We start from the raw sequence: 4,065 nt of genomic DNA on the forward strand, positions 1-4,065 counted from the left end.
TTCGCCTTAACCCAGGCGATGAGGTGGCGGTCGATATCGACCGCGACGGGGCGGGCTACGCGATCGCGGTCGAGGGCGCCTCGTTCGATGCGCGCGCGCTGATCCGCCATGTGCGCAAGCAGATGGGCGCGGCCACCGGCGGCAATGGGGACGCCGTGCCCGTGACCGTCTCGGTGGCGCTGGGACCGGTGGGCGGCTTCGGCGGCGAACGGATGCGCGACGTGCGCGCCGAACTGGCGCTGCGCGAGGGCGCGCTTCAGAGCCTGTCGATCACCGGCACCGGCGCGAGCGGCATGCCCTTCTCGCTCGCCGTCGATGGGCAGGGCGCGGACAGGCGCGTGCGCATCGAAGCGTTCGATGCCGGCGAGTTCCTGCGCTTTGCCGACCTTTACGGCCAGGTGCGCGGCGGCATTCTCCGGATTGCGCTTGCGGGTGCCGAAGGCGGGCGCCTGACCGGCCCGGCGCGTCTGACCGACTTTCGGGTCTTCGACGAACCCAAGCTTGCCCAACTGGTCTCAAGTCGGTTCGACGGCGCCGACAGCCTGCGCGAGGCGGTGGGCCGCGACATCGACACGAGCGAGGTCGCCTTCGACCTCGCGCAGGGGGTGGCGACCCTGTCGCCCGAGGGCCTTGCGCTGGACGAGGGTATCGTGCGCGGCCCGCTGGTCGGTTTCGCGCTACGGGGTGAGGTCAGGGACCGGCAGGGCCGCATGCGCATGACGGGCACCTTCATGCCCGCCTACGGGCTCAACTCGCTGTTCGCCGATATCCCGATTCTGGGGCTCGTTCTGGGCAATGGCCGCGACCGGGGCCTGATCGGCGTGACCTTCAAGCTGGAAGGGCCGTCCGACAGCCCGCAGGTGACCGTCAATCCGCTTTCCGTGATCGCGCCGGGCGTGTTCCGCTCGATCTTCGAGTTCCGATGAACTCTCACGATGACGTCATTGCGGAGCCGCGCAGCGGAACCCGGAATCCAGAGCCGAGACGTTTGATAGTGAGCCGCTGGCTTCCCGATCATGCTCCGCATGCCCGAAATGACGGACCGGCGCCGGTCTCACACCGGCCTGACGAGCACATGCTTCTTTTTGCCGAGCGACAGCTTGACCACGCCGTCGGCAACGAAGCGCTCGTCGACGCTCATGCGCGCGTCGCCGACCGGCTCGTCGTTGACGCGCACCGCCCCGCCCTTGACGTGGCGCCGCGCCTCGCCGTTCGAGGCGGCAAGGCCGGCCGCCACCAGAAGCCTCAAGAGCCCGGTGCCCGCCGACAGGTCCGAGGCGGCGACCTCGATCGTCGGCAGGTTCTGCGACAGCGCGCCTTCCTCGAACGTCTTGCGCGCGGTCTCGGCCGCCTCTTCGGCCGCCGCGCGGCCGTGGACGATCGCGGTCGCCTCGGTCGCCAGCACCTTCTTGGCCTCGTTGATCTCGGTGCCTTGCAGCGCGGCCAGCCTGGCGATCTCGCCGAGCGGCAGGCGCGTGAATATCTTCAGGAAGCGCTCGACGTCGGCGTCCTCGGTGTTGCGGAAATACTGCCAGAAATCGTAAGCGCCGAAGAGGTCTTCGTTCAGCCACACGGCCCCTTGCGCGGTCTTGCCCATCTTGGCGCCCGACGATGTGGTCAGAAGCGGCGTCGTCAGCGCGTAGAGCTGCGCGCCGCCCATCTTGTGCGACAGGTCGAGCCCGTTGACGATGTTGCCCCACTGGTCCGAGCCGCCCATCTGAAGGATGCAGCCGTAGCGCCGGCTGAGTTCGGTGAAGTCGTAGCCCTGCATGATCATGTAGTTGAATTCCAGGAACGACAGTGACTGCTCGCGGTCGAGCCTGAGCTTGACCGAATCGAAGGTCAGCATCCGGTTGACGGAGAAATGCCGGCCCACCTCGCGCAGGAAGTCGACATAGGAGAGCCGCATCAGCCAGTCGGCATTGTCGACCATCAGCGCGCCCGTGGCGCTGTCGTCATAGCGCAGGATGCGCCCGAAGACGCGCTTGATCCCGGCGATGTTCTCTCCGATCTTCTCGGGCGTCAGCAATTGCCGCTGATCGTCGCGGAAGGAGGGGTCGCCGACCATGGACGTGCCGCCGCCCATCAGCGTGATCGGACGGTGACCCGTCTCCTGTAGCCAGTAGAGCAGCGTGACGGTGATCAGGTTGCCGATGTGCAGGCTGGTCGCCGTCGCGTCATAGCCGACATAGGCGGTGATCGGCCCCTCCATGCACCGGGCGTCTAGGCCCTCGGGATCGGAGATCTGGTGGATGAAGCCGCGCTCGTCGAGCGCGTTGAGGAAATCGGACCTGTAGGTGGGCATGGCTTTTCGTCGGCGGTCGGTCGTCGGTCGGGTGGGATTGCGGCCCGCAAGGGCGCGCGTGTAACACGGGCTGTCCGGTCAATCATCCTCATGGAGCTTTGCGTGGGCAAGATCAAGACGGCGCTCGGCCTGATGAGCGGCACCTCGATGGACGGCATCGATCTGGCGCTGGTCAAGACCGACGGGCGCGACCGCGTGGAGGCCGGATCGACCGATTTTGCGCCCTATGATCCCGCCTTTTCGCAGCGGATCGCCGCCGCGCTCGAAACCGCCAAGACCATCACCGAACGGTCGCAGCGCCCCGGCGATCTTGCGGCGCTCGAAACCGAGATCACCGAGCGCCACGCCGATGCGGTGGCGCGGTTCCTGGCCGAAAACGGCCTGACCGCGCATAATGTCGATGTCATCGGCTTCCACGGCCAGACCGTGCTGCACCGGCCAGACGCCGCGCTGACGGTGCAGCTGGGCGACGGCGCGGTGCTGGCCGACCGGACCGGCATCGCCGTCGTCCACGACATGCGCGCCAACGACATGGAAAATGGCGGGCAGGGCGCGCCGCTCGTGCCGGTCTTTCATCGCGCTCTGGCGCGGTCGGTGTCGGCGGGCGGGACGGTGGCGTTCGTCAATATTGGCGGCATCGCCAACGTCACCTTCGTGCCGCCGCACGGCGCTCCCATCGCCTTCGATTGCGGACCGGGCAACGCGCTGATCGACAGGTGGATGCGGGCCCACACGAACCGCGACATGGACGAGGGCGGCGAACTGGCCTTGTCGGGGACCGCCGATCCGGCCGCCGTCGCGGCCTATCTGGCCAGCCCGTTCTTCGCCCGGCCCGGCCCCAAATCGCTCGACCGCGACGATTTCACGCTTCACCCGATGCCGGCGATGGGCGCGGCGGACGGGGCGGCGACGCTGGCCGAACTGACCGCGGCGGCAATCGCCCTTAGCGCCGTCACGGCGGAGATCGCCGTCGATACCTGGATCGTCGCGGGCGGCGGGGCGCGCAACCGGGCGATCATGGCGCGCTTGAAGGCGCATCTGGGCGAGGGTGCCGTAACGGCCGCCGATGCGGCCGGCTTTTCGTCGGATGCGATGGAGGCGCAGGCCTGGGCCTATCTGGCGTCGCGTTCGCTGCGCGGGCTGGCCTTGACCTTTCCGGCGACGACGGGCTGCGAGGAGCCGGTCGCGGGCGGGGTGCTTTCGGTGCCGGCCGGCCCGGTCAGCGCCCCGTCAGCCGCTTGACATTGTCCGGCACCAGTTCGCCGCGCAGGCGCGCGTCCAGATAGTCGGCGCATTCGGCCAGCATCGTCTCCTCCATGCCGCCGAAGAAATGGTTGGCGCCGGCCATCGTCTTCTGGGTGATCAGGATGCCCTTTTGCGTGTGCAGCTTGTCGACGAGGCCCTGCACCGCGTCGGGCGGGGCGACCTTGTCCTGCGCGCCGTGGATGATCAGGCCCGAGGAGGGGCAGGGCGCAAGGAAGGCGAAATCATAGGTGTTGGGCTGCGGCGCGATCGACATGAAGCCCTCGATCTCGGGCCGGCGCATCAGCAATTGCATGCCGATCCAGGCGCCGAAGGAGTAGCCGGCGATCCAGCAGCTCTTGGATTCGGGATGCAGCGACTGCACCCAGTCGAGCGCGCTCGCCGCGTCCGACAGTTCGCCCACGCCATGGTCGAACTCGCCCTGGCTGCGGCCGATCGACCGGAAGTTGAAGCGCAGGGCCGTGAAGCCGCGCTTCTGGAACATGTAGAACAGATTG

The 4,065-nt window shown here is 68.0% G+C and carries 3 protein-coding genes and 1 pseudogene; 2 read left to right on the top strand and 2 right to left on the bottom strand.

Annotated features, from left to right (window positions below):
• Window positions 1-926 (top strand): annotated as a pseudogene (locus AC5E6L_RS14570) (hypothetical protein); the annotation flags it as partial.
• 128 nt (window positions 927-1,054) lie between these two features.
• Here the strand turns inward: AC5E6L_RS14570 and tyrS are convergent.
• Window positions 1,055-2,305, bottom strand: a complete 1,251-nt coding sequence (gene tyrS / locus AC5E6L_RS14575; protein ID WP_491774249.1) for a tyrosine--tRNA ligase — start codon at window positions 2,303-2,305, stop codon at window positions 1,055-1,057.
• Window positions 2,306-2,407: 102 nt separating this feature from the next.
• Here tyrS and AC5E6L_RS14580 point away from each other — a divergent pair, with 102 nt between their 5' ends.
• Window positions 2,408-3,547: an anhydro-N-acetylmuramic acid kinase gene (locus tag AC5E6L_RS14580; protein WP_491774251.1), complete on the top strand. Its 1,140-nt coding sequence runs from the start codon at window positions 2,408-2,410 to the stop codon at window positions 3,545-3,547.
• Here the strand turns inward: AC5E6L_RS14580 and AC5E6L_RS14585 are convergent.
• The coding region (locus tag AC5E6L_RS14585; protein WP_491774253.1) for an alpha/beta hydrolase at window positions 3,525-4,065 on the bottom strand (541 nt) is incomplete at its 5' end. The genes AC5E6L_RS14580 and AC5E6L_RS14585 overlap by 23 nt on opposite strands.

This window comes from Roseitalea sp. (assembly GCF_984466335.1).

Bases quoted from the DNA above. Each gene is read 5' to 3' on its own strand.
- tyrS (WP_491774249.1), bottom strand. From the start codon at position 2,305: ATGCCCACCTACAGGTCCGATTTCCTCAACGCGCTCGACGAGCGCGGC.